At 72.7% G+C, this 18,544-nt stretch carries 19 protein-coding genes; 9 read left to right on the top strand and 10 right to left on the bottom strand.

Annotated features, from left to right (window positions below):
- The first annotated feature begins 212 nt into the window (after window positions 1-212).
- The 3 genes from C503_RS0101100 to C503_RS0101110 all read left to right on the top strand — a co-directional run bounded on the left by C503_RS0101100 (window position 213) and on the right by C503_RS0101110 (window position 3,836).
- A complete protein-coding gene (locus C503_RS0101100; protein WP_026315869.1) occupies window positions 213-1,202 on the top strand; it encodes a tyrosine-type recombinase/integrase in 990 nt (329 codons plus the stop codon).
- Between the two features lie 70 nt (window positions 1,203-1,272).
- Window positions 1,273-2,856: a methyl-accepting chemotaxis protein gene (locus C503_RS0101105; protein ID WP_018680348.1), complete on the top strand. Its 1,584-nt coding sequence runs from the start codon at window positions 1,273-1,275 to the stop codon at window positions 2,854-2,856.
- 50 nt (window positions 2,857-2,906) lie between these two features.
- Window positions 2,907-3,836: an RluA family pseudouridine synthase gene (locus C503_RS0101110; RefSeq protein WP_026315871.1), complete on the top strand. Its 930-nt coding sequence runs from the start codon at window positions 2,907-2,909 to the stop codon at window positions 3,834-3,836.
- A gap of 352 nt (window positions 3,837-4,188) precedes the next feature.
- Here C503_RS0101110 and C503_RS0101115 read toward each other — a convergent pair whose 3' ends face one another.
- A complete protein-coding gene (locus C503_RS0101115) occupies window positions 4,189-4,656 on the bottom strand; it encodes a pyridoxamine 5'-phosphate oxidase family protein (RefSeq protein ID WP_018680350.1) in 468 nt (155 codons plus the stop codon).
- Between the two features lie 66 nt (window positions 4,657-4,722).
- Between C503_RS0101115 and C503_RS0101120 the strand changes: the two genes are divergently transcribed.
- Window positions 4,723-5,541 (top strand): prolyl oligopeptidase family serine peptidase, encoded by an 819-nt coding sequence (locus tag C503_RS0101120; protein ID WP_018680351.1) that lies wholly within the window; start codon window positions 4,723-4,725, stop codon window positions 5,539-5,541.
- Entirely contained in the window at window positions 5,514-6,455 is a 942-nt protein-coding gene (locus C503_RS0101125; RefSeq protein WP_018680352.1) for a phosphotransferase, read from the top strand. Before C503_RS0101120 ends, C503_RS0101125 begins: the two co-directional genes overlap by 28 nt.
- Before the next feature lie 19 nt (window positions 6,456-6,474).
- On the opposite strand, the gene C503_RS0101130 is transcribed toward C503_RS0101125, so the two are convergent.
- The 3 genes from C503_RS0101130 to C503_RS48375 form a co-directional block, all read right to left on the bottom strand.
- The gene (locus C503_RS0101130) at window positions 6,475-7,413 is read right to left on the bottom strand and encodes an aminoglycoside phosphotransferase family protein (RefSeq protein ID WP_018680353.1); all 939 of its coding nucleotides are present in this window, start codon (window positions 7,411-7,413) and stop codon (window positions 6,475-6,477) included.
- A gap of 162 nt (window positions 7,414-7,575) precedes the next feature.
- A complete protein-coding gene (locus tag C503_RS0101135; RefSeq protein ID WP_018680354.1) occupies window positions 7,576-9,012 on the bottom strand; it encodes an FAD-dependent monooxygenase in 1,437 nt (478 codons plus the stop codon).
- A gap of 206 nt (window positions 9,013-9,218) precedes the next feature.
- Complete coding sequence (locus tag C503_RS48375) at window positions 9,219-10,712, bottom strand: hypothetical protein (RefSeq protein WP_156892888.1); 1,494 nt, start codon at window positions 10,710-10,712, stop codon at window positions 9,219-9,221.
- Window positions 10,713-11,024: 312 nt separating this feature from the next.
- Between C503_RS48375 and C503_RS0101145 the strand changes: the two genes are divergently transcribed.
- Complete coding sequence (locus C503_RS0101145) at window positions 11,025-11,600, top strand: YbhB/YbcL family Raf kinase inhibitor-like protein (RefSeq protein WP_018680357.1); 576 nt, start codon at window positions 11,025-11,027, stop codon at window positions 11,598-11,600.
- Window positions 11,601-11,642: 42 nt separating this feature from the next.
- On the opposite strand, the gene C503_RS0101150 is transcribed toward C503_RS0101145, so the two are convergent.
- Entirely contained in the window at window positions 11,643-12,332 is a 690-nt protein-coding gene (locus C503_RS0101150) for a MerR family transcriptional regulator (protein WP_018680358.1), read from the bottom strand.
- 114 nt (window positions 12,333-12,446) lie between these two features.
- On the opposite strand from C503_RS0101150, the gene C503_RS0101155 reads away from it, so the two are divergent.
- Together C503_RS0101155 and C503_RS37280 are read left to right on the top strand one after the other, a co-directional pair.
- Window positions 12,447-13,616, top strand: a complete 1,170-nt coding sequence (locus C503_RS0101155; protein WP_018680359.1) for an erythromycin esterase family protein — start codon at window positions 12,447-12,449, stop codon at window positions 13,614-13,616.
- Window positions 13,617-13,929: 313 nt separating this feature from the next.
- Window positions 13,930-15,132, top strand: a complete 1,203-nt coding sequence (locus C503_RS37280; protein WP_018680361.1) for a tyrosine-type recombinase/integrase — start codon at window positions 13,930-13,932, stop codon at window positions 15,130-15,132.
- 129 nt (window positions 15,133-15,261) lie between these two features.
- On the opposite strand, the gene C503_RS0101170 is transcribed toward C503_RS37280, so the two are convergent.
- The 5 genes from C503_RS0101170 to C503_RS47570 form a co-directional block, all read right to left on the bottom strand.
- Window positions 15,262-15,633 carry a VOC family protein gene (locus tag C503_RS0101170; RefSeq protein WP_018680362.1) on the bottom strand — a complete coding sequence of 124 codons (372 nt, stop codon included), beginning with the start codon at window positions 15,631-15,633 and terminating at the stop codon, window positions 15,262-15,264.
- Window positions 15,634-15,752: 119 nt separating this feature from the next.
- Window positions 15,753-16,217: a hypothetical protein gene (locus C503_RS0101180; RefSeq protein WP_026315874.1), complete on the bottom strand. Its 465-nt coding sequence runs from the start codon at window positions 16,215-16,217 to the stop codon at window positions 15,753-15,755.
- Window positions 16,218-16,315: 98 nt separating this feature from the next.
- Window positions 16,316-16,618: a darcynin family protein gene (locus C503_RS37285; protein WP_018680363.1), complete on the bottom strand. Its 303-nt coding sequence runs from the start codon at window positions 16,616-16,618 to the stop codon at window positions 16,316-16,318.
- Window positions 16,608-17,381: an NAD(P)H-binding protein gene (locus tag C503_RS42480; protein WP_245572377.1), complete on the bottom strand. Its 774-nt coding sequence runs from the start codon at window positions 17,379-17,381 to the stop codon at window positions 16,608-16,610. Before C503_RS42480 ends, C503_RS37285 begins: the two co-directional genes overlap by 11 nt.
- Window positions 17,360-17,500: a hypothetical protein gene (locus C503_RS47570; RefSeq protein WP_245572378.1), complete on the bottom strand. Its 141-nt coding sequence runs from the start codon at window positions 17,498-17,500 to the stop codon at window positions 17,360-17,362. Before C503_RS47570 ends, C503_RS42480 begins: the two co-directional genes overlap by 22 nt.
- 106 nt (window positions 17,501-17,606) lie before the next feature.
- Here C503_RS47570 and C503_RS0101195 point away from each other — a divergent pair, with 106 nt between their 5' ends.
- Window positions 17,607-18,542, top strand: a complete 936-nt coding sequence (locus tag C503_RS0101195) for a LysR substrate-binding domain-containing protein (RefSeq protein ID WP_018680364.1) — start codon at window positions 17,607-17,609, stop codon at window positions 18,540-18,542.
- Window positions 18,543-18,544 lie beyond the last annotated feature (2 nt).

An 18,544-nucleotide genomic window follows, 5' to 3' on the forward strand; every position in this document is an offset into this window, starting at 1 on the left:
CGTCGATGATGATCATCACGTTCGGCAGTCGCGGGCATGTGGACGTGCTCGTCACGCGGCCGTCGGCCGAGGGCGAGTGTTGCGCGCGTCGGTGTGCAAGCCGCGTCGTTGACCTGCGTCGATCCCCGATGATCAGCGGATCTCTCGAACGCATGTTTGATGCATAATCGCGGTTATGCATCAAATACCGACATGATCCGACTGTCGGTGTGGTGCGGTATGTACCCACGGTGATGTTGATCGAGGCGCAGGACGCCTTCTTCCTCGCCCGGCGGTCCCGGAAGGACTCGCCGCACACGACGGCGGCGTATCGGCGGGACCTGGCCGGGGTGAACGGCGGGGTGGTCGAGGTGTGCGGGCGGGAGGCGGCCGCGATCGACCTGGACGAGGTGACCGCCGGAGTGCTGCGGGAGGCGTTCGGCGTGTTCGCGGACTCGCACGCGAAGAGTTCGGTGGCGCGGGCCTGGTCGACGTGGAACCAGTTCTTCCAGTTCTGTGTGGCGGACGGGCTGGTGGCGGGCAACCCGATGGGCGGGGTCGGCAGGCCGCGGCCCACTCCCCTCTCCCCCAAGCCGCTGCGGGGCGAGCGGACGCCCGAGGAGCTGTTGTCGGCGGTGGCCGGTGGCGCACGGCGGGCGCGCGCGCCGTGGCCGGAGCGGGACCTGCTGGTGTTGGCGTTGGGGCTGGTGGCCGGGTTGCGCGCGGCGGAGATGCGGGCGTTGCTGCGGTCGTCGGTGGTGGGGCGGTCGGGTGAGCGGCGGTTGTTCGTGCGGGGGAAGGCGAGCCGGGAGCGGTCGATCCCGATCGAGGTGCCGTTGGAGCGGGTGATCGAGTCCTATCTGGCGTCCTGTGAACGGAAGTTCCCCACGGCCAGGTTCGGGGACGAGTCGCCGCTGGTGCTGGGCACCGACGGCGAGGGCATCGGACGCGGGGCGCTGGACTACCTGGTGAAGTGCTGTTTCCGGGCGGCGGGCCTGCAGGACCGGGTCCCGGCGGGGGCGAACCTGCACGCGTTGCGGCACACGTTCGCGACGCGGTTGGCCGAGGACGGGGCGAACGCGGTGGAGATCATGGTGCTGCTCGGGCACGCGAGCCTGGCCACGAGTCAGAACTACATCGACGCGACGGGGGCGCAGCGGCGGGCGGCGGCGGCGAGCAACCGCACCTATCGGGTGTTGGGTGAGCTGGCGGGCGAGGAGTAGAACGCTCATTTCCCCGGGACGGCGGCCGATGGGTGGATCAACGGCGGCGGAGCGGGAACGGGGCGGGGCAATGCGGGTGCTGGACGATCGGTCGGTCCGGACGAAGATCTTCTCCGTGCTGGCGGTGGCGTCGCTGGGGATCGTGACGGTGGCGGTGAGCACCCATCTGGCGTTGGCGGACATGTCCGGCACCGCGGACGGCCTGTACGAGCGGGGTATCGCCGCGGGGTTGCAGGAGTCGCTGGTGCACCAGCAGGAGATCAAGGTCCGGATGGACCTGATGGGGCACGTCGGCGCGCCGGTCGACCAGCGGGCGTCGTGGGAGAAGGCGATCACCGCGGACGAGGCCGAGCTGGACGCGGCGGTGGCGCGGTACGAGCAACTGGTGGGCAACACCGACGACCTGGCGCCGTTCCTGAGCAGCTGGGGTCAGGTGCGGATGCTGTACCAGGGTGCGTTGCTGCCCGCGGCGCGGGTGGGTGACCAGGCCGCGTGGTGGTCGGCGTACAACGACAAGGTGGCGCCGGTGATCAAGCAGGCGGCGTCGGCGTTGGACGCGTTGGAGCTGCGGCGGGACGCGGAGGGGGCGCAGGCGCGGGAGGACGCGCGGGCGTCGTGGGCGTGGGGTGAGTGGTTCAGCCTGGTGGTGTCGGGGTTGGCGTTGGTGGGCGCGGTGGCGTTGGGGTTGTTGGTGACGCGGCGGCTCACGCGGCCGTTGGGGCATGTGGCGTCGGCGTTGGCGGGGTTGGCGCGGGGGGATCTGACGGCGCGGGTGCCGGTGTCGGGTCGGGACGAGGTCGGTCGGATGGCGGAGACGTTGAACGAGGCGATCTCCAGTGTGGGGGCGACGCTGGGTGAGATCGAGCGGTCGGCCTCGGAGCTGCGGTCGGCGTCGGGTCGGGTGGCTGCGGCGAGTGGGCGGATGGCGAAGGACGCGGACCAGGGGCGTTCGCGTACGGGTGAGGTGGCGGGGTCGGCGTCGCGGGTGACGACGAACGTGCGGTCGGTGGCGTCGGGTTCGGCGGAGATGTCGGAGGCGGTGTCGGCGATCGCGCAGAGCGCGGGTGAGGCCGTGCGGGTGGTGGAGCAGGCGGTGTCGGCGGCGGCGGGGACGGCGGAGACGATCTCGCGGTTGGGTACGTCGAGCTCGGAGATCGGGGCGGTGGTGAAGACGATCTCGGCGATCGCGCAGCAGACGAACCTGTTGGCGTTGAACGCGACGATCGAGGCGGCGCGGGCGGGTTCGGCGGGGCGTGGGTTCGCGGTGGTGGCCGGTGAGGTGAAGGACCTGGCGCAGGAGACGGCGCGGGCGACGGAGGACATCGCACGGCGGGTGGAGGCGATCCAGGCGGACACGTCGGCGGCGGTGTCGGCGATTGCGGATATCAACGGGATCATCGGGCAGATCAACCAGCACCAGCTGACGATCGCGTCGGCGGTGGAGGAGCAGGAGGCGACGACGGGTGAGATGAACCGGTCGTTGGCGGAGGCGGCGGCGGGGTCGTCGGATATCTCGGAGCACATCGGCGAGGTGGCGGCGGTGGCGGACTCGGTGGCCGAGGGTGCGGGTGAGACGCGGGGGGCGGCGCGGGAGCTGTCGTTGTTGTCGGCGCGGTTGAACGCGTTGGTGTCGCGGTTCCGGATCGAGGCGTAGTCGTCGAGGCGTTGGTCGGCGGGGCCGTGGTGGCTGGTTAGGGTTGGTCGGTGCGGCGCAGGCTTCGTTCTCCCCTTCCGCAGCGTCATGGTCTGGACGCGGCGCGGTTGCGGCTGCCCGAGGTGGGGGCGTGGGCGACGGTGTTGGAGCACTTGGTGGAGCGTCTCCCCCGGGTGGATCCGGCGCGGATCGAGGGGATGTTGCGGGAGGGTCGGATCGTCGGTGTGGACGGTCCGGTGGCGGTGGACGCGCCGTATGTGCCGGGGTCGTTCGTGTGGTTCCACCGGGATCTGCCGGAGGAGGTGCCGGTGCCGTTCGAGGTGGGGGTGGTGCACCGGGACTCGGACATCGTGGTGGTGGACAAGCCGCATTTCCTGGCGTCGATCCCGCGGGGCAGGCATGTGGTGGAGACGGCGCTGGTGCGGTTGCGGCGGCAGTTGGGGATCCCGGAGCTGAGTCCGGCGCACCGGTTGGACCGGGTGACGGCGGGTTTGTTGATGTTCGTGGTGCGGCCGGAGCTGCGTGGTCGGTATCAGACGTTGTTCCGGGACCGGCTGGTGGTGAAGGAGTACGAGGCGGTGGCGCCGGTGGATCCGGGGTTGGCGTTGCCGGTGGTGGTGCGGAGTCGGATCGTGAAGGAGCGGGGGGTGATCACGGCCCAGGAGGTGCCGGGTGTGGTGAACGCGGTGACGCGGGTGGAGCTGGTGGCGTCGCGGGGTGGGCTGGGGCGGTATCGGTTGGTGCCGGAGACGGGGCGGACGCATCAGCTGCGGGTGCATATGGCGGGGTTGGGGGTGCCGATCCTGGGGGATGATTTCTATCCGGTGTTGCGGGAGAAGGCGCTGGATGATTTTTCTCGGCCGTTGCAGTTGTTGGCTCGGGTGTTGGAGTTCGTGGATCCGGTGTCGGGGGTGTTGCGGCGGTTTGAGAGTGGGTTGGGGTTGGGGGCGTGGGAGTCGCCTGGTGAGTGGGGTTGTTGATAACCGGTGCTCGTTGGGGTGGTTCGGCGGGGCGCGGGGCGGTCGGTGTAGAGATGCATAGCGGCTGGTGCTGTGTTTATTGGCCTCGGCTTCGCCTCGGCGGCGGGATCGCCTTCAGCCGGTCTCTTCCCACCCGATCCCACTCGGCCCTGGGGGCCTCCTGGGATCGGGTGGGAAGAGACCGGCGCGATCCCGCGTGGTGGGCCAGTCAGGGGTGGCTGAGTTGGGAGTGGTCGGGTTGGGGGTGGCTGGGGTGGGGGTGGCCGAGTTGGGGGGGGTGAGTTTAGGCCGGGTTCTCTGGGAAGTGGCAGGCTGCTTGGTGCAGGAGGCGGTCCGAGCGTGGTGACGGGGCTTAGGCCTGGTGGTGGGCGGTGTGGGGGTTGGTGGTGTAGCGGGTGGGGCGTAGGAGGAGGGCGGTGCGGCGGTCCTCGCGCATGACTCGGTCGTATTCGTCGAGGTTGGGGTGTTTGCCGCCTGCTGCGGTGTAGATGTCGCGGAGGAGTTGGGGGAGATCGTCGATGTCGGGGTGGGGGTCGTCGGGGCCTGCGAGGTCGACGGGGCCGGTGGCGGAGATCCATTCCCAGCCGGAACGGAAGACGAGGGTGGCTCGGGGGTGGGTGCGCAGGTTGGTGAGTTTGGCGGTGCGGCCGCGGGAGACGCAGGCCAGGGTGGTGTCGCCGGTGACGGGGTGGGTGAGGATGCCCGCGTTGACGACGGAGACGCCGGGTTCGCCGTCGGGGCGGGTGGTGACCAGGACGGCGAGCCAGTGTTCGGCGGCGGCGAGTCGGGTGATGGTGTGCAGGGCGTCGTCGGGGGTCATGGGGTGTCCTTTTGGCGTGGGTCGAATGCTTGTCGCCAGTGTGGCTGTTCTGGCTACCGTGGCGGCATGAGTGAGCCGATCATGGATGTGGCGGCCGGGGTGCCGTTCACCGCGCTGCCGCCTGCCGTGCCTGTGTCCGGGCCTGTGCCGTTGGTGGTGACCTGGCACATGTTGGACGCGCCGTGCACCGACGTGTCGTTCGCGGCGGCGTTGCCGTTGCGGGAGGTGCCCGCGTGGCGGGTGCATCTGGGGATGCCGATGTGTGGGCGGCGGATGCGGGCGGCGGGCATGCAGGCGATCGTGGACCTGGCGCGGGAGGACGCGGTCCGGTCGTATGTGGAGCCGTTCGTGCGGCAGGCGAGCGAGGAGTTCCCGGCGGTGCTGGCGGAGCTGCGGGCGCGGTTCCCGGTCGATGACGGCCCGGTCGGGTTGGTGGGTGGGTCGCTGGGTGGGGGCGTGGTGTTGGAGGTGTTGCGGCGGGGGCGGGTGCCGGTGTCGGCGGCGGCGTTGGTGAATCCGGCGATCCGGGCGCGGTCGTTGGTGGCGGTGTTGGAGGGGATCTTCGGGTGGAGCTATCCGTGGACCGAGGAGGCCGGTGTGGTCGCGGATCGTCTGGACTATGTGGCGGCGGCGGACGCGGTGGCGGTGGGGAGGCCCGCGGTGTTGGTGGTGAGCGGGGAGGAGGACCACGCGCCGTTTCGGGTGGACGCGGTGGCGTTGGTCGGGGCGTTGCGTGAGCGGACGGTGGCGGAGTTGGTGACGGTGCCGGGGTTGGCGCACGCATTGGCGGAGTACCCGGGGGTCGAGCCTGCGCCGCAGTCGGCATCCGCGCAGGTGGTGGACGATACGATCACGCGGTGGTTGCTGAGCTGTCTGCGGGGTTGACCGAGGTCGGGGTTGTGGCGCGGGAGGTGGTCGGGGGCCGGGTGGCCGGGGTGGACCGGCTGCGCGGGGGGAGCAAGAAGGGGGTGTACCGGGTCCGGTTCGTCGACGGGCCGGGGGTGATCGTCTATCGGTGGGCGGATGAGGAGGACTTCTGGCCGGAGGCCACGGGGTCCGGGGTGTTCGCGCACGCGAGCGGGGCGGGGTTGTTCCTCGCCGCGCGGGGGGTGCTGGCGGAGGTCGGTGTGCGGGTTCCGCGGTTGTTGGCCGCGGAGGGGGATCTGGCTGTGGTGGAGGACGTGTCCGGGGGCACGTTGGAGTCGCTGTTCGCGGCTGATCCGGCTCGGGCTCGGGTGGTGGTCGGGGATCTGGCGCGTCATCTGGGGTTGATGCGTGCGCACCGCTCCCCCGGTTATGGGCGGGTCGGTCAGGCGGTGGTGACCGAGCCTTCGTGTGCGGAGGTGGTGCTGGAGCGGGCGTTGGGGGATCTCGATGAGGCCGCTCGGCGGGATGGGCGGGTCGAGCGGGCTTACGCGGGTCTGCGGGAGTTGTTGATCGAGCTGCGGGGGCGGGTGGTGCCGCGTGCGGAGTTCGGGTTGGTGCATGGGGAGCTGGGGCCGGATCATGTGCTGGTCGACGGGGACGGGCGGGCGGTGTTGATCGACATCGAGGGGCTGATGTTCTTCGATGTCGAGTGGGAGCACGTGTTCCTGCGGCTGCGGTTCGGGGCGTTCTACGAGGGGCTGGCCACCGCGGGGCTTGATCCGGTGCGGTCGGATTTCTATGACCTGGCCATGCGGATGTCGTTGGTGGCGGGGCCGTTGCGGTTGTTGGATGGGAAGTTCCCGGAGCGGGAGTTCATGGTGAAGGTCGTGGAGAACAATCTGCGGGCGGCGTTGGAGCGGCTGGCTTCGTGATGTGCCTGGGTCCGGCCGGTCACGCGGGTGGGCGGGTGGTGGACCTGGGGCCTGCCAGGAGGGCTTCGGCGATGGTGACCTGGACGGGGTCGAGGGTCTTGGTGCCGTCGGCGATGTCCCAGAGGCAGTTCTGCAGGACCCGGGCCAGGGTCCAGGTGGTGGCTCGGGCGCGGTCGAGGGTGAGTGCCTCGGTGAGGTGGTCGAAGCGGCGCAGGATCGCGTGCGGGATGTCGGGGGCGGTGGTGATGTCGTGCCAGCGGTTGTCCAGGGCGGGCATGAGGTCGAAGCCGGGGTCGCCCGCGAGTGGTTTGGGGTCGATGGCCAGCCAGGGTTCGCGGTCGGCGGCCAGGACGTTGTCGTAGTGCAGGTCCCAGTGCAGTAGGCGGTCGCCGGGTTCGTCGAGGAGTTCGGTCATGGCCGTGGCGCAGGTGCGCAGGAGGCGCCGCTCCCCCGCGTCCGGGAGCGTGGGGATGAGGTGGTCGGCGGTGTCGAGCATGGCCGCGGCGATGTCGGCGAGGCGTCGCAGGGTGGGTGGGGCCGGGTGCGCGACCAGGCGGGCCAGGAGGTCGGCGAGGATCGATACCGCTGTGTCCGGGTCGGGGTGCTCGGACAGGGGGCGGGTGGCGTCGAGGCGTTCCAGGAGCATGGTGCCGGTGGCCGGGTCGTGGTCGAGCAGCCGGACGATGGCGTCGCCGTTCCAGGCGCGCAGGCCCACGGGTTCGCCGTCGTTCTCCTCGTTGGTGGGCTGGAGTTTGAGGGCGGCGGGGGTGCCGTCGGGGCGGCGGACGGGCAGGACCAGGGAGACCATGCCGTGCCGGGCGGGGCCGTCGGGGCGCAGGTTCCAGTGGTCGAGCAGGTCGGCGGCGAGTCGGGGCAGGGCGGTGATCCAGGCGCGGCCCTCGGCGCCGCTGTGGTTGTCGTGGTGGGCGGCGAGGGCGGGTGGGACGTGGATGGGCACGGGGCGGCTCTCCTTCGTGGGGTGGGTGTGGGTCACGAAGGAGAGGTGGGTGGCGCGCGTCAATGGGTCACGCCACCCACCCTAGTGGTGCGACCCAGGACGTCGACCGCGTCTCGACCCGCCGATACACGGCCGACGTCCTGAGTCGCACCACTGGCGAGGTCAGTCGGTGCGGGTGCCGAACCAGCGGGTGAGGTGGTTGTCCAGGTCGTGTTGGTCGTCGCCGATCCAGGCGATGTGGCCGTCGGGGCGGAGCAGGACGGCGGGGGCGTCGAGTGCGGTGGTGGGGTCGGCGATGAGGTCGACGCGGTCGGACCAGCCCGTGGTGGTGAGCTGTTCGGTGCGGTCGAGTACGAGGCCGCGGCCGTGGTGCAGGTGGTCGTAGAGGCGGCTCTGCTTGAGGTCGAGGTCGCGGAGGCGGCGGCCGAGCAGGTCGGGGCCGTGGCCGAGGTCGTAGCGGATGTCGATCGCGGTGATCTTCTCGATGAGTCGGCGGTTGACCGCGTCGATGTCCATGAGTTCGGTGAGCAGTTTGCGCAGGGCTCGGGGGCCGGGTTCGGTGGAGTGCAGTTCGGTCTGGGCGCGGGTGTTGTCCAGGACGTCCTGTGCGACCGGGTGGCGTTCGGTGTGGTAGGTGTCCAGGAGGGTGTCGGGTGCGCGGCCGTGGACCTGGGCGGCGAGTTTCCAGCCGAGGTTGGCGGCGTCCTGGATGCCGAGGTTGAGGCCCTGTCCGCCGGTGGGCGGGTGGATGTGCGCGGCGTCGCCCGCCAGCAGGACGCGGCCGACCCGGTACTGCTCGGCGAGTCGGGTGGCGTCGCCGAAGCGGGAGAGCCAGCGCGGGGAGTGCACGCCGAAGTCGGTTCCGGCGATGGCGTGCAGCTGTCGTCGGAAGTCGTCGAGCGTGGGTGGCCGGGTTCGGTCGCCGACGCCGTCGGCGGGGACCACGACGCTGTGGATGCCCGCGCCGAAGGGGCGGAGCCAGAATCGTTGCGGGGCGTCGTGCAGGGCGGTGATGGTGGCGGTGATCTCCTCCTGCGGGACGCCTACCGCCATCTCGCCCATGAGCGTGTCGGCGCGGGCGGGTTCGCCGGGGAAGCCGACGCCGAGGAGTTTGCGGACGGTGCTGCGCGCGCCGTCGCAGCCGACGAGGTAGCGCGAGCGCAGTCGTTCGCCGTCGGCGAGTTCGATGGTGACGCCGTCGTCGTCCTGGTCGAGGCCGGTGACCGCGCGTCCGCGTCGGATCTGGGCGCCCAGGCCGGTCGCGTGGTCTTCGAGCAGGCGGACGATGACCGGCTGCGGGATGCCGAGCAGGTAGGGGTGTGCGGTGTCCAGGCCCTCGGGGGCGGGCTTGGGGATGCCCGCGAAGAACCCGGCCGCCGGGCGGCGCCTGCCGTGGTCGAGGAGGCGGTCGAGCAGGCCGCGCATCGCCATCAGCTCGATGCTGCGGATGTGCAGGCCGACGATCCGGACGAACGAGGCGGGCTCGGTGTCCTGTTCCAGGACGAGTACGCGCACGTCGTGCAGGCGCAGCTCGGCGGCCAGCATGGCGCCGGTCGGGCCGCAGCCCGCGATGATCACGTCGAACGGCGGGGTGTGCATGGGTGGTGCCTTTCGGGAGGGCCTTCTGGTCGAGGCGCTCCCGGACGACACCTACGTCGGTCGCCCGTCCGTGACCGGAAGGGGGAGCACCCATCTCGTTCTCGCGTTCATGGGTCTCACCTCCTCGGACGGTGTCACGGACGCCCGCAGGCTACAAGCCGGGGCGACGCGTGGTCCACTCGATTTTCCGGTCGGGTCGGTGGCGTTCAGTCGGTGGTGGTCGTGAGTCCGAGGCGGGTGGCGAGGGCGGTCAGGTAGTCGGCCAGGGGGTCGTTCGCGGTGACGCGGATTTCCAGGGTCGGGCCGGTGTCGGCGATGGTGGCGTGGGTGGATCGGGCGGTCTCGGCGCGCAGGACACGTGTGGCCAGGTCCGGTGCGGGGTGTGTGTCCGGGGTTCGGGTGCGCAGGGTCGTGGTGTCCGGGGCGGCGGGTGTGGCGGGGTCGTGGGTCGCGGGCGTCGTGGTGGGTGGGGCGAGGTGGCCGGTGGCGGCGAGGTCGACCAGCACGTCGCGGGCCGTCGGGCCGGACCGCAGGGTGGCGTGGAGCCGGGCGGGGTCCGGGATGGCGGCCAGGGCGCCGTGGGCGTGCAGGCGGGTGAGGACGACCTCGGCGCGCGTGTCCGGTTCCGCGTCGGCCAGGTGGGTGGTCAGGTCGGTGAGCAGGTCCTGGTCGGGGTGCTCGGTGAGGGCGGTGAGCAGGGAGCGCACGGCGGGTGGGGCGTCGGCGGCGAGGGTGGTCGCGAGGTGGGTGAGGGTGCGCAGGCGGGCGGTCGAGTCGTGGTGTGCGCGGCGTAGGTCGGCCAGTTCGGCGGACTGGCGGGTGACGGTCGCGGTGAGGGTGTCGGCGGTGGCGCGGGCGACGGCCAGCTCGGTGCCGGTCTCGGCGTGCGCGTGGGTCACCGTGTCGTGGGCGGTGGTGAGGGTGTCGAGCCGGGTGGTCAGGTCGTCGGCCCGGTGTCGGGCGAGGTCGCGGTCGGTGGTGGCGGCGTGTGTCTCGGCGCGGGACTCGGCCAGGGCGCGGGTGAGCCGTTCGTGCTCGTCGGCGGCGCGGCGCAGGTCGTGGGCCTGTTGGTCGGCGCGGGCGGCGATGGCCTCTCGGGTCTTGACCGCGTCGGTGGCGGCGGCGACGGCGTCCCGGCGGGCCTGTTCCGCGGTCACCGCGCGCTGCTCGGACTCCCCCGCGCGCGCCCGGTCGCTCTCGGCGCGTGCCAGCGCGTCGTCCCGCTCGGCGCACGCCCGGTTCGCGGTCTCCCGGGCCTGTGCGGCGGTCGTCTCGGCGGTGGCCTGTGCGGTCTCGGCGGTGTCGGCTCGGCGGCGGGCGTGTTCGGCGTGGGCGTCGGCCTCGGCGACGCGGCGGCTTTCCGCGCGGACGATCTCCTCCTGGCCGCGCAGCACCGCGCCGGTGTCGGCCAGCGCGACGCTGACCGGTGCCAGCAGGTCCTGCAGTCGCGTGAGGTGGTGTTCGACCACGACCAGCGGGTCCTCGGCGACGCCGTCGCCGCGGGCCGTCCGGTAGGTCACCACGGCGGCGCCGTGGCGTTTGCAGGAGAACGTGCCGTCGTCCCAGCGGCCTGCCCCTTCCGGGCAGTACCGCAGCCGCGGGCCGCCGCGCGCGCCGACGCGTTCGGGCAGCGGTTGTCCGCAGCACAGGCACCCGCCCTCGTCGCTCTCTGTCGCGCTGTCCACTGCCGCTTCGGTCACGCCCACTCCCCTGATCCACTCGTTCCGACCTAGTTGAATCATAGCAACTATGAAGTTGTAGATAGTTACAGGTAACTGATGTGTGATCGGGCCTCGTTTCGGACATCTAGAACGACAGAAGTGTGCTTCTGTCGTGTAGGAGGGCAGAGGCGTCCGCCGGGTGCCCGGGGAGCGCGGTGTCACCCGCGTCGGTCAGCGGGAAAAAGTGGTGTTAGTCGGCCGTATCCGAAACGCCTACGCTGGATCCGGCGCATACCCTGTTCGCGCCACGGAAAGGACCACAGGAACCACGAACATCCTCCGGAGCCTCCAGTGAGAAGCACCAGAATCGTGCTGTGTGCCCTGCTCGTCACCGGGATCGCGGCCGTCGTTCCCGCCGTCGCGTCCTCGGCCGAGCGCACCGCGTTCGCCATCACCAGTTCCGCCTTCGCCAACGGCGGGACGATCCCCAAGGTGCACGAGTGCACCAGCGGCGGCGGCAACGACCCCGCCAAGAAGAACGAGTCCCCGCCCCTGGCCTGGTCGGGCGCCCCGACCGCGGCCAAGAGCTACGCCATCGTCATGCGCGACCTGGACAACAACAACCTCATCCACTGGGTCATCTACGACATCCCGGTGACCGCCACCTCGCTGCCGCAGAACGTCGAGCACGCCTACCGGCCCGCCGTGCCCGCCGGGGCCCGACAGGTCTACTACCGCGGCAGCGCCAGCCTCTACGGCTACCAGGGCCCGTGCTCGCCCACGACGGTCAACACCTACGAGTTCGTCGTCTACGCGCTCAACAAGTCCTCGCTCACCAACCTGAGCAACAACTCCTCCACCCAGACCGCCGCCCGCGCCATCTCCGCGGCCTCCATCGGCTCCGCCCGCATGACCGGCGAGTCCTGATCCCATCCCCTGCTGTCCCGCACCGGCCTGCGGGGCGGCGGCCTATCCCTGCTCCAACTCGGTCAGATAGGCGTCCAGCCGGGCCGCTCCGGCGAGGAGGTCGCGGGCGCGGGTGAGCAGGCGGGTCTGCCAGGAGTCCAGGAACGTGCTCAACGCCTCCGTGCCGCCCGCCTCCCGCAACGACTCCAGGAACCGCGCGACCTGACCCAGCCGGTAACCGCCCCGCCGCAGCTGCCGCGCGATCTCCGCGTCCCGCACACAGTCCGGCCCGTAGTGGCGATACCCCGTCGCCCGGTCCCGCTCCGGACGCAGGATCCCCGCCGCCTCCCACGTCCGCAGCGTCGCCGCGTGCACGCCCAGCCGACGCGCCAGCTCCCCCACCGTCAACGGCCTCCCCCGCGCCGGAGCCATCGCCGACAGCCCGTCCAACGCGGCCGCCACCTCGGCGCGGGTGTCGCGCTCGGCCACCAACGCCACATGCGCGGCGTCCACCAGCCGGTACGCCGAGTCGGTGGCGCCCCGGTTGACCGCGCGCATGATCTCCACCGCCCCCTGGTGCCCGTGGCCGCGCCGCAACGCCAGGAACGCCCGCAAGGCCTGCGCGTGGCGTGGGGTGTAGCGGCGGTAGCCGGACTCGCTGCGGTCGGTCGGGGGCAGCACGCCCGCGTCGTCGTAGTTGCGGACCGCCTGCGCCGACAACCCGTGCTCCCGGGCCAGGTCGACAGGACGCAACCTCCACCTCCGATTGAGACCTCGACCCTATCCCCCGCAGGTCATCGTCGCGGAAGTCTCACCCGAACCTTCAACGATACGGTCGAGGGCAGGCCCTTTCCGAACGGAGTGTCCATGCCAGCCTCACCGCAGGGAACCACCCTCGACGGCCCCGCCCTCGACGCCCTGCTCGCCACCCGCGCCGAACCGCCCGCCCTGCTCGCGCTGGGCGAGCCCACCCACGGCATCGCGGCGTTCCCGTTGCTGCGCAACGACATCCTCGCCCACCTCGTCGACCGCGGATACCGGTCGATCGCGCTGGAGACCGACGTGTTCGCCGCCGCCCTCGTCGACGACCACGTCACCGGCGGCGACGCCGACCTCGACACCGTGCTCGCGACCGGGTTCAGCCACGGCTTCGGCCGCGTGCCCGGCAACCGCGAGCTCCTGGACTGGCTCCGCGCGCACAACACCGGCCGCGCGCCCGCCGACCAGGTCCGCTTCCACGGCTTCGACGCGCCCCTGGAGTTCGCCGCCGCCCCCAGCCCCCGGCGCTCGCTGCACACCGTCGCCGACCACCTGCCCGCGTCGTTGCGTCCCGTCTCCGCCCGTGACCTCGACGCGCTGCTCGGCGACGACGCGGCCTGGTCCGACGAAGCGGCCATGTACGACCCCGCCGCGTCCATCGGCGATTCCGAGCACGCCCGCGCCCTGCGCGTCGTCGCCGACGACCTCGCGAGCGCGTTGCGGCGCGCGGCACCGGACCTGCGCCCCGCCGACCCGACCGGCTACGACCACGCTGCCGCGCACGCCCGCACCGCACTGGGCCTGCTGCGCTACCACGCCGCGATGGCCACCCCCGCTGTCGACCGCCTCGGGAACCTGGCGGGTGTGCGCGCCGAGATGATGGCCGACAACCTCCTCGCCATCCTCGCCGCGGGTCACGGGCCCTGTCTGGTGTTCGCCCACAACGCGCACCTGCAACCCGCGCGCAGCGAGGGCGCGGCGGGCTGGGGCAACGCGGGCGCGCTCGTCGCCCGCACCCTCGGCAGCCGCTACCTGTTCGTGGCCACCGACGCCAACCCGGCCGGCGAACCGGGCACCCTGCAGGGCGTGCTCGCCGCGGCCACCACCGGCCGCACCCTGTTCCCCGCCGACACCCTGCGCGCCGCGCTCGACCCGTCCGTCCGCGCGGGCGAGCCGATCCTGCCCGGCCACATCCCGCTCACCCCCGCCGACCTCGACGGCGCCGACGCGGTCGTGTTCATCGCCGACACCGACGGCACCCGACACCGGTACTGGTGACGGGACTGTCGGTGGGGGTGGGCAGGATGCGGCCACCGATGATCTTGAGGGGAGCTTGCATGGGATTCACGACGCCGGACAAGCCGGTCGACATGGCCGGGCTGTTCCCCGAGTTGGCCGGGCAGGCGCGGACCTCGGTGCGCCTGCACCCGCGCCAGGGCGCGACTACGTGGAGTATCCGCACTCGCCGGACCTGCCCACCGAGGAGCTGAGCGAGCGGATCACCGCCTGGCAGGACGACACCGAGTTCCAATGCAGCTGACACCCCGCGGCGGCAGCGGGTTCGGCGTGGCGGGGCCGGCACAATCGCGCGGTGACCGATCTTCCCGACCTGCGCGCCGACGACGTGTCGGTGTGGCCGGGGGTGGGCGACCCGGTCGCCCTGCTGGACGCGGTCACCGACTGGCTCACCGGGTACGGCAACCACACCACCCGGCACACCTACGCCGGGCAGGCCCTCGGTCTGCCCGGCGCGGACGCCGACATCACCCGCTGGGCCGACGCCGAGCACGCCCCGCCCGGCTGGTCCGGTGCCGTGCGCCGGTACGCGGTCGCGATGCGCAGGCCCGCCACCCCGGGCCGCCCGCCCACCCGCCGCACCTCGTTGCCCCGGACCGGCGGGCACCTGCGGCAGCTGCACTGGTTCCGCTGGTGCGCGGCCCGCGACCTGGACCCGACCCGGGCGCGGGCCGCACACGGCAAGCAATGGCTGGCCGACCTCGCCGCCGCCGGGGCCGCGCCCGCCACCTGCGACAAGATGCTCGGCGCCGTGCGCGCCCTCTACGACCACCTGGTCACCGAGGACATCGCCGAGCACAACCCGGCCGCCCTCAACCGCAGACGGCTCGGCGTCGTCGCCCCGCGCGGCACCGCCACCCGCACCGTGACCCTGACCGCGGCCCAGGTCGAGGCCCTCTACCACCACGCCGGTCGCCTGCCCCGGCAACGCGAGCTCGACCGGCTGCGCGCGCGGGCGGTCATCGCGGTGTTCCTCGCGGGTCTGCGCGTGGGTGAACTCTGCGGGCTCGACCGGGTCGACCTGCACCACAACCGCGGCGCGCGCGCCCTGCGCGTGCACGGCAAGGGCGCCAAGGACCGTGTTGTCTACCTGGACCCGCGCACCGCGGCCGCCGTCGACGACTACCTCACCGCCCAGGACGGCGCGGGGATCGTCCCGACCGGGCGCGCGGCGGGCGCGCACACCCCGTTGCTGCGCAACCGCAACGGGCACCGCTGCACCCGCCAGGCCGTGTGGTCGCTGCTGCGCCGCGTCGCCGCCGCGGCCGACCCGGGACTGGCCGACGGCATGCACCCGCACGCCCTGCGCCACTTCTACGTCACCACCGCCGTCGAGCGCGGCCACGCCCTGGCCGACATCGCCGCCGACGTCGGCCACGCCAGCGTCGACACCACCCGCACCACCTACAACTCCGCCGCCCCCGACCCGCGGCGCAGTGCCGCGGGCCGGGTCGCCGACGCCGTCTTCGGCGCCCGCGAGGACACCGAGGACGGCTGACACCGGCTCAGCGGCCGGTTGTCTCTCCCCGGTCTTGTCGACCACATCGCACGCCGGCCTGGGGACCCGGGCTACACGCCGCTGAACATCCGATAGATCCCTTCCGGTCGGATTCGGCTCCGGCCCGGCTCAACCCAATCGGGCCCGCAGCAGACAGAACTCATTGCCCTCGGGATCGACCAGACAGTGCCAGGGCTCCTCGCCCGTCTGCCCGATCTCGGCCCGGCGCGCCCCGAGCGCGAGCAGGCGCTCCAGCTCGGCGTCCTGGTCGCGGTCGGTGGCGTTGACGTCGAAGTGCAGCGGCAGCTTGCCCGCCCTGGGCGTGGCGCTCGGGCTGAACACGAGGGTGGGCTGCAGGCCGCCGAACCCGTCCGGCGGCCCGATCTCGATCGCGCCGTCGTCGGTGTCGAGCACGATGAAGTCCAGTACCGCGCACCAGAAGTCGGCCAACCGCCGCGGGTCCCGACATTCGATGACCAACTCGGAGATTCGACATGCCATGGCGGGCACCCTAGGCACCGGTGACGGTGGGTGGCCACTGTTTAACCGGCGGTGGACGTGGTCGTGCCCGGGTGCCGTGACGGCACCCGGGCACGGGTGGGGGTGGGAGGTCCGGAGGTTCAGCGGCCGGTGTCACCGTCCTGACCACGCGAGCCTCCCTGCGGGGCGGTGCCCTGCCGCGACTTGCCGTCGCCCCGGGTATCGCCCTGGCGGGAGTCGCCTTGGGAGGAGTCGCCCTGCCGGGTGTCGTTCCGGCGGGAGTCGCCGGGGGCGTCCTTGTCGCCGTGGTCCTGGTGGCGGGCCACCCCGGGGCGGCCGTCGTGCCCGGTGGCGTGGCCGATCAGGAACCCGCCCGCGCCGCCGACCACCAGCAGACCCGCCGCGATGCCCGCGAGCACGGCCCGGCTCAGCGGCCGCCGCGGTGTCCGCGGGCTCGGCGCCTGCACGGCCGTGGCGTGGCCGAGCGGGGGCGTGGGCGGGTCGACCGGGGGGAGGGCCGAGGTGGGGATGGGGCCGTCGGTCGGGGTCGGGGTGTCCACGACCGGGGCGGTCGTGGGCTGGTTGTCGTTCTCCGGCTGCTGCACTGTGGTCCCTTTCGTTCGTCGCATCCCCACCATCGGCAGCGGGGGCGTGGCGAATCGAAGAGAGCACTGTGGGTCGGCTGTGTGTCCGCTGAGCGCGATCAGCCGTGGCAGTGCGCATGGTCGGGGATGAACCGGACGATGACGCGCGCGCCGTCGTCGGGGTCGTGCGGGTAGGCGTCGTGGTCGTCGGCCTCCCAGACCCAGATGTCGGTGACCCGCGCGGAGTAGAACTCCGTGTCGTAGAAGCGGGAGCGCACGCCGCGGGCGCGGGCCTCGATCACCGACACGACCTGGGCGGTGAACGCCGCGACCCGGTCGGCCACGGTCATCGCCTGCCACTCGGGTGTGGTCTTGACCAGCATGAACGCGGTGACCGCCGCCTCGGTCCGGTCAGCGGGCATCGGCGGTCCCCAGGACGGCGGGGGTGAGGATGCGCGCGCACCACTGCGCGAACGTGGTGCCCGTGCGCGGCGAGTGCTCGGCACCGGCGTCCAGGCCCTCGTCCTTGGCTCGCTTCATGTCGACCACGGCCTGCACGAACCGCGCGTCGAGGCCGTAGCCGAGCATGGTGGCGCGCATCTCGTCGAGCGTCTCGCGGTGGTAGCGGACCGGGCGACCGAGCTGCTCGGTCATGACTCGGGCGAGGTCGTCGGGCGAGAGGTCCTGCGGGCCGAGCACCGGGACGCTGTCGACGCCGGTCCAGGAACGGTCCAGCAGCAGCCCGGCCGCCGTCGCGGCGATGTCGGCCGCGGCCACCATCGGCGCCCGGCGGTCCGGGGCGGCGGCGTCGGTGAAGACGCCGTGCTCGCGGATGGAGTCGGCCTCCTCCAGCAGGTTCTCGAAGAAGGACGGGTTGGCCAGGGCGCGGTAGGCGACGCCGGAGCCCGCGATCAGGTCGTCCATGGCCAGGGAGGCGGTGACCAGCCCGGCGTGCGCGGCCTGCGGGGTGCCGCGGCCCAGCGCCGAGACGCCGACGACGTGGCCGACCCCGTGCGCGGCGAACGCGTGGGCGGCCGGGCGGGTGAAGCCGGACCACGCCTGCTCGGGGGTGCGCGAGCCGTCCGGCGGGACCAGCCAGAACACGGCGTCGGCCCCGGCGAAGGCGCGGTCGACGGTGTCGGCGTCGCCGTGCGAGCCGGTGATCACCTCGACCCGGTCGCGCACCGCGTCGGGGAGGCGGGCCGGGTCGCCACGACGCGCAACCGCTCGCCGGGCGCGGTGTCGAGCAGCAGGGACAGCAGCTCGCGGCCGATGTTCCCGGTGGGGGCGGTGATGACGATCATGAGTCCTCGCGGTCTGTGTGCGGATCGGTGGTGCCCTGCCATCGTGCGGAGCCGCGCCGTATTGCCACAATGGGAACTTCGGCATCCGATCATTGCCCGGAACGGAATGACGCTGGTGAACCTGGACGCCAACCTCGCCGTCGCGCTCGACGCCCTGCTGACCGAGCAGAGCGTCACCCGCGCCGCCGAGCGGCTGCGCACCTCCCCCGCCGCGATGAGTCGCACCCTGGCCCGGCTGCGCCGCGTGCTCCAGGACCCGCTGCTGGTGCGGGCCGGGCAGACGATGGTGCCCACGCCCCGTGCCGAGGCGCTGCGGGACGAGGCCGCCGCGGTGGTGCGCGCGCTGGCGGCGTTGCTCACCCCGAGCGGCGGGGTCGACCCCGCGGCGCTGCGGCGCACCTTCACCGTGCAGACCTCGGACCTGGTCGGCGCCGCCTTGGCGCCCGGTCTGCTCGCGCTGGCCCGTCGGCAGGCGCCGGGGGTGTCGCTGCGGGTGCTGGCCGAGGAGTGGGAGGCGGGTCCCGCGTTGCGCGAGGGCCGCGTGGACCTGGAGATCGGGGCGATCGACCACGTCGACCCGGAGACGCGGGTGGAGGAGCTGGTCACGCTGCGGATGGCGGCGGGGGTGCGGGCCGGGCACCCGCTCGCCGAGGGGACGGTGACGCCCGCCCGGCTGGCCGCGGCCGAGCATGTCGCGGTCAGCCGCCGGGGGCGATTCACCGGGCCGGTCGACGCGGCGCTGGCCGACCGGGGACTCGGTCGTCGGGTGAACGCCGTCCTGCCGGGACACCTGGCCGCGATGGCCCTGGCCGCGGCGGGCGACATGGTCTGCCTGGTCCCGACCTCGCTGCCGGGCGAGCCCCCATCACCTCTCGGCGACGCGGCCCGGGCGTTGGGGCTGTGGCTGCTGGAGATCCCGTTGCCGTTGCCGCCGTTGACGATCGGCATGGCCTGGCACCCCCGCCACACCGCCGACGGGGCGCATCAGTGGCTGCGGGACGCCGTGCGCCAGGTGCTTCGCCCGGCCGGACAGCCCGTCTAGTG

The organism is Actinokineospora enzanensis DSM 44649, from assembly GCF_000374445.1.
Taxonomy (GTDB): domain Bacteria; phylum Actinomycetota; class Actinomycetes; order Mycobacteriales; family Pseudonocardiaceae; genus Actinokineospora; species Actinokineospora enzanensis.

What these genes read in the sequence shown, in the direction of transcription:
- C503_RS0101120 (WP_018680351.1), top strand. Translation starts at nt 4,723, where the DNA reads ATGAGTGAGCCGATCATGGATGTGGCGGCCGGGGTGCCGTTCACCGCG.
- C503_RS0101135 (WP_018680354.1), bottom strand. Translation starts at nt 9,012, where the DNA reads ATGCACACCCCGCCGTTCGACGTGATCATCGCGGGCTGCGGCCCGACC.
- C503_RS0101105 (WP_018680348.1), top strand. Translation starts at nt 1,273, where the DNA reads ATGCGGGTGCTGGACGATCGGTCGGTCCGGACGAAGATCTTCTCCGTG.
- C503_RS0101155 (WP_018680359.1), top strand. Translation starts at nt 12,447, where the DNA reads ATGCCAGCCTCACCGCAGGGAACCACCCTCGACGGCCCCGCCCTCGAC.
- C503_RS47570 (WP_245572378.1), bottom strand. Translation starts at nt 17,500, where the DNA reads ATGATCGTCATCACCGCCCCCACCGGGAACATCGGCCGCGAGCTGCTG.
- C503_RS0101195 (WP_018680364.1), top strand. Translation starts at nt 17,607, where the DNA reads ATGACGCTGGTGAACCTGGACGCCAACCTCGCCGTCGCGCTCGACGCC.
- C503_RS0101170 (WP_018680362.1), bottom strand. Translation starts at nt 15,633, where the DNA reads ATGGCATGTCGAATCTCCGAGTTGGTCATCGAATGTCGGGACCCGCGG.
- C503_RS0101115 (WP_018680350.1), bottom strand. Translation starts at nt 4,656, where the DNA reads ATGACCCCCGACGACGCCCTGCACACCATCACCCGACTCGCCGCCGCC.
- C503_RS37285 (WP_018680363.1), bottom strand. Translation starts at nt 16,618, where the DNA reads ATGCCCGCTGACCGGACCGAGGCGGCGGTCACCGCGTTCATGCTGGTC.